This is a genomic window from Nocardia farcinica (assembly GCF_029867845.1).
GTDB classification, from domain to species: domain Bacteria; phylum Actinomycetota; class Actinomycetes; order Mycobacteriales; family Mycobacteriaceae; genus Nocardia; species Nocardia farcinica_A.
The window spans coordinates 1-5,402 of sequence record NZ_JARWRU010000071.1; the positions used below are offsets into that span (position 1 = coordinate 1).

The 5,402-nt window shown below is 70.4% G+C and carries 5 protein-coding genes; all 5 read right to left on the bottom strand.

Translation table 11 applies throughout. The features are described 5' to 3' along the window. Window positions 1-141: 141 nt before the first annotated feature. A complete protein-coding gene (locus tag QH283_RS01190; protein WP_280501167.1) occupies window positions 142-996 on the bottom strand; it encodes a hypothetical protein in 855 nt (284 codons plus the stop codon). 61 nt (window positions 997-1,057) lie between these two features. Further along, window positions 1,058-1,393, bottom strand: a complete 336-nt coding sequence (locus tag QH283_RS01195) for a hypothetical protein (RefSeq protein ID WP_280501168.1) — start codon at window positions 1,391-1,393, stop codon at window positions 1,058-1,060. Beyond that, on the bottom strand, window positions 1,393-1,617 hold the full coding sequence (locus QH283_RS01200; RefSeq protein WP_280501169.1) for a hypothetical protein: 225 nt from the start codon (window positions 1,615-1,617) through the stop codon (window positions 1,393-1,395). Before QH283_RS01200 ends, QH283_RS01195 begins: the two co-directional genes overlap by 1 nt. Before the next feature lie 166 nt (window positions 1,618-1,783). Beyond that, window positions 1,784-4,429 (bottom strand): tetratricopeptide repeat protein, encoded by a 2,646-nt coding sequence (locus QH283_RS01205; RefSeq protein ID WP_280501170.1) that lies wholly within the window; start codon window positions 4,427-4,429, stop codon window positions 1,784-1,786. A gap of 126 nt (window positions 4,430-4,555) precedes the next feature. Beyond that, window positions 4,556-5,402 (bottom strand): ATP-dependent helicase C-terminal domain-containing protein (locus QH283_RS01210; protein WP_280501171.1); only part of this gene is annotated, 847 nt, incomplete at its 5' end.

The window sequence follows — 5,402 nt, forward strand, 5'->3', positions numbered from 1 at the left end:
TGGCGCGCGGTTGGGGGGCTCGGGGTACTCTCACCCCGGCCGTTTAAGGGGGGCGTCGGGCACTCGACCTTCCGGCCCCGCCACGGGCCTCGGGGGCGTAACTATTCTTTTCCGCACCCTGATTCGCTGCCCGCACTCCGGTCAGAAGCGCTCGATCTCGTAGAGGGTGGCGCCGTCCGTGTCGAAGACGACGCCGTGGTCGGTGTCGGTGAACACGAGACCGTAGACGGCCCGGTTCATGCTCTGGACCACGTTCAGCGTGTAACGCCCCTGCGCATCGGGCTTGCTCGAGATACTGCACGTCATCGGACCACCGATGTCGAGCGGCCCGTCGGGGCCGTAGTAGAAGCCCGTACAGGAGCCGCCGTTGCCGGTGAACTGCTTGGTCCCCGTTCCGTCCGAGGCGGTCCAGGTACCGACGATGGTGCTCGAATCGACGACCTCCACGGGCTGCCCATCACCCGCAGAGCCGGCCGGGTGGTCTCGCACCGCGTTCAGAAAGGTGATCCCCCCGAACAGCAACACGGCGATGATCACGACACCCACGGCGATCGTGGCCAGCGGGTTCCGGTGGTACTGGTTGACAACCTTGTCCACCACCCTGTTCTTGATGTTGACGTTGCCGCTGCCCGAGGCGTAGATGCCCTGTACGCCTTTGTTCACTTGTGCTTCCTTCCACGGTTCACGCATCGGCCGCGCGCCCGACGCTTCACGCAGTGCCGCCGCGAGCACGTCGTCGCGGGCCGCCGCGTCCTCGATGGCCTTTGCGGCCTCGTGCCGGGTCCGATTCGACACCTCCCCCTCCGTCTCACGCGCTTCCTCGAGCAATCGCCGCACAGCGGTGTCCGCGCCGAGCCGGGCCAGCACCAGATCCCGGACCCGCTCGACGCCGTGGTCGAGAGCCTCGTCGGTCAGCTGATCGAGCCTTCCGCCCACCCTGCTCGCCTTGCCCGCCGCCCAGGCGATCAGGACCCCGACCAGCATCTCCACACTCATGCGCGCTCCCCTTCCCCGCGGGCCCGCGCCACCGACCACGGCGACCGCACCACACCGGTCGTCACCATGTGCCGGACTCCCAGTCGACCGCATCGTCGATCGAGCTGTCCCCGTTGCGCCCGGCACGGCCGCCGATCTCGCTGCTGGATCCGTTGGTCCCGCAGAACGAATCGACCCGCTGCCGGACTCCGACGGCATTCGACGCGCTGAGCGTCTCCAGATCGTGCGCGGACAGCAGATCGTCGAGAGTGTCGTTCTGCTCGTCGAAACTCATCGCGGCGAACTCCGAACAGGTCACCTCTCGCGGGTCCTGTCCGCAGCCCGCCCCCACGGCCACCACCGACGCGGCGGTCAAGGCCGCCAACGCGATCCTCGCGCCCGCCTTACCGGCGCTCATCAGCTCAGCCCCGCGTACAGGACGATGCCACCGAGAATCGGCAGCGCGTAGAACGCGTCGTGCATGAAGTAGCCACCACGGCCGAGCGCGATGTAGCCGCTGTAACCGACGGAGGCCAGCCCGATCAGCACGGCGACGACGGCCCCTGAGCCGTAGAAGCCGAAGCCGGCAATACACACCATGACGCCGAACGCCGCGACGAACAGCGCGTCAACGTATCTCATCGAATCCCTTCCTCGAACTCGGCGCGGCTTCCATGGCACCCCTTGCCAGTCATGGACTCCCGCCGCTTACGCCCCACATGCAACCGTCTCGGAGTGGGCGCGGGAAGCGGAAGCGCGCAGGTCCGCACAAGCCCGTACGCACCGGATACGGCGCCGCGCGAGCAGGTCAGAAGGACGGTGAGAGGTCCGTTCGCCGCCGGATCGCCTCGACGGCTTCCCTGGCTTCTCGCGTCTGCGGATGTCGAGGTCCGAGGACGGATTCGCGGTCACGCAGGACCGCCTCGAGCCGGCTCAGCGCGCCGGAGACGTCACCGAGATCGAGCCGGATGAGGCTGTCCGAGTGCAGGATCGACAGCGTTGCCGGGTGCGCGTGCCCGAAGACCCGGCGACCGGCGGCGAGGACGACCTCCGCCAGTGACGCGGCTTCCTTCGTCGCCCCCCGGTCGCGCAGCAGGTCGACCAGGGCGTGCCCGCCCGCGATCGTCCGTGGATGGTCCAATCCCCGGACGCGCTGGTTGGTGGTCCACAGCGCCCGCATCTCCGTTTCCGCCTCGTCGACGTCGCCGAGTTCGTACAGGGTCTCCGCCCGGTACTGCCGCGATGTCAGCACCGCGGGGTGTTCTCTTCCCAGCACCCTGCCGCGCACGGTGATGATCTCGGCATAGAGCGCGGCGGCGGTCGCGAAGTCGCCACGGATACGGTGGAGGTCGGCCAAGCCGTGACGAGCTGTCAAGGTGTCGGGATTGTGCTCACCGAACAGATGCGTGCGCGCCGCGTAGGTGCTCTCCGCCAGGTGTTCCGCCTCGTCGAGGCGATTCAGATTGCGCAGCGTCCTGGCCAGATAATGTTGAGTCGTCAGCGTGTCGCTGTGCGCGGGCCCCAGCACCCGGCGACGAGCCACCACGACCCTTCGGTACAGGCGTTCGGCGTCGTCGTATCGTCCCCGGTCGTAGAACAGCCGCGCCAGATCGTGTTCGATACCCAGACGAATGGGGTCGTCGTGGTGGATCCGTCCCTCGCAGCCCCGCAGCGCCGCGGTGAAGGCGGCTTCGGCCCGGGCGTGCTGCCCCGAGGCTCTCAGGTAGGCTGCTGCGCGACCGGCCGTCTCGACCACCGATCGGACCACGGGAAGAGTCGTCGGCTGTAGCTCCACGAGCTCCAGCGGCGCTGTGCAGTGGCCGGCGAGTCCGCGCCAGCGTCCCCAGACCCGGGGATTCTCGACATCGGCGTCCCGGACCGCCGCGTGCAACAGCGTCGCGATCACCGAGAGATACGTCTCGAGCCGGCCGCCCTCCCGCGCAGCCAGCCGTGCGATGTCCCTGGCCAGCGGATGCAATTCCAGCATCTCGGGACGATCGGCGTCCGCCTCGATCCTCGACACCAGACCGAGGCCTTCCAGCGCGTGCAGTGTCTGCTGGAGCAACCGTGCGGTGAGGCCGGGGAACAGCGCCGAATCCGAGAGAATGTCGGTGCGCAGCAGGTCACCGTGCGGGATCGCCGTGCCGTCGAGGCAGGCCAGCAGGTGCAGAAGCGGCCTGGCGTGCACCAGCCCTCGGCTGGACAACAGGTCGAGGGAGAACTCGCAGCTCCGCATGATGGTGACATCGGTGACGGCCGCTGGACGACCATCGGGATTCGCGGTCAGCAGTTCCGTCGAGCCGCCACGGCGCAACGAATCGAGGTATTCGCGGTACGTCCGCGGTTCCGATCCGAACCCCGGCTCCGGCATGGATCGCGCTTCGGCCAGAAAGCGGCCGGCGAGCATCAGCGCCATCGGGTGCCCACCGAGCCGGTCCGCCAGTTCGGCCGCCTCTTCCCCCGTCCCGGCCGCATCACCTGCCAATTCGGTGAGGACCAGGCTGCCGTGATCGCGGTGCAGGCCATCCAGCCGGTGCAGTGTCATCCAGTCCGGGGAGCCGCCACCCCAGGTCGTGGCATCCCCGTCACGAGTGGTGACAAGCACAGCGCCGGAGCCGGATCGCACCGGACGCAGCCACCCGGTGCCGTCCACGAGCCGCATGTTCGGCAGCGTGAGCGACTCGCTCGGGCGGTCCGCGTTGTCCAGTACCAGAAGCCAGCGGTCGGGCAGTCGGGTCAGCCTGCGCCATATCGCGTCGGGCAGGCTGCCGTGCACCGACCGGCTCAGATCCACACCGATCCGCGCGGCCAGCGCGTACATGCCTGCGGTGACGCGCTCGGAATCCGTGGCGTCCAGCCAGAACACGGAAATCTGCTGCGCCATACACGATTCGGCGACCTTGAGTGCGATCGAGCTCTTCCCGCTGCCGCCGAGACCGCACAGGACGTGCACTCGGCACGTGCGTGCATCCGCATCGAGGACCGTGCTCGCCAGACGCGCGACCAACTCGTCGCGACCACGCAGCGTCGGCTGCGCCTGCAACCGGTCCACGGGAGCGTGCGTCGAAACCGCTTGCAGCAGAGCCGGGTAGGTCGCCGCATGCACGACCGCGGCGGAACGATCCTGCGATCGCCGTGCGCGGCGCAACGCCGCCTCCCAGTGGGGTGCGGCACTCTCCTGCCCCAGCGCGGCCAGGATCGCGCGCAGCAGCCCGGATGGCTGCAAGGCAGGCAGATGACGCCCCACCAGGTATCCGCTCAGCGTGCCCGACGGGATGCCCGCCTTCCTCGCCAGCTCTCGAACGCTGAGGTTGCTGCGCTCCCTGGCCAGACGCAGTTCGGCCGCGAAATCCTGGCGGGTGAGGACCCGCCGCGGGTCGGGCGCGTCCGACTCCGGCCGAAAGAGGTTGTCCTGCAGTGCCTCGGCGCTTTCGTCCCCACAGCGATCGGCCATGCTTCCTCCCTCCGCCTCGCACACAACCGTAACGCGGCTTGCCCGTACGGCCTGTACGGCGTTGTACGGATACACATCTCGCGCGACCTGTGGCAGGGAAGCCGGCGCCGGGCCGTCTCCTCGATGTCAGGTCCGCGCGTTGCGGGCGGTGCCTCGGTGAGCGGGGACGGTGGCGGGGTCCTCGGGCCAGGCGTGTTTGGGGTAACGGCCGCGCAGGTCGGCGCGGACCTGCGGCCAGCCGGTGCGCCAGAAGGAGGCCAGGTCGGCGGTCACCGCGACCGGACGCCGGGCCGGGGAGAGCAGGTGCAGGACGACGGGGACCCGGCCGCCGGCCAGGCGCGGGGCCTCGGCCCAGCCGAAGACCTCCTGGACCTTCACCGCGAGCACCGGCGGGTCGGCGGCGTAGTCGAGGCGGACGCGGCTGCCCGAGGGCACCTCGAGCCGTTCGGGTGCGAGCTCGTCGAGGCGGGCGGCCTCGGGCCAGGGCAGCAGGCGGCGCAGGGCCTGGCCGGCGTCGACACGTTCGAGGTCGGCGCGGCGGCGGGCGGCGGCCAGTTCGGGGCCGAGCCAGAGCTCGGCGGCGGCAAGCAGGGCGTCGTCGTCCACGGCGGGCCAGGGGTCCCCGAGGGTGCGGTGCAGGAAATCCAGGCGCAGGCGCAGGGCGACGGCCTCGGCATCCCAGGACAGCACGCCGGGGCCGAGGGAGCGCAGACCTCGCAGGACGGCCTCGGACAGGGCGCGTGGATCGGGATCGGCGATCGGCTTGCGGGACAACACGATCGCGCCGAGCCGCTGGACCCGCCGGGCCACCACGTCGCCGTCGACCCAGTCGATCTCCGCCGCCTCGGCCACCAGGCCGGCCGCCGCGCTCCTGGCCAGCGCCTCGTGGGCGCCCCCCCCCGCCCCCCCCCCACCCCCCGGGCGGGGCCGGGGGGCGGGGGGGCCCCCCCCCCGGCCGCCCAAGCCGGCCCCC

What these genes read in the sequence shown, in the direction of transcription:
- QH283_RS01190 (WP_280501167.1), bottom strand. Translation starts at nt 996, where the DNA reads ATGAGTGTGGAGATGCTGGTCGGGGTCCTGATCGCCTGGGCGGCGGGC.
- QH283_RS01195 (WP_280501168.1), bottom strand. Translation starts at nt 1,393, where the DNA reads ATGAGCGCCGGTAAGGCGGGCGCGAGGATCGCGTTGGCGGCCTTGACC.
- QH283_RS01200 (WP_280501169.1), bottom strand. Translation starts at nt 1,617, where the DNA reads ATGAGATACGTTGACGCGCTGTTCGTCGCGGCGTTCGGCGTCATGGTG.
- QH283_RS01205 (WP_280501170.1), bottom strand. Translation starts at nt 4,429, where the DNA reads ATGGCCGATCGCTGTGGGGACGAAAGCGCCGAGGCACTGCAGGACAAC.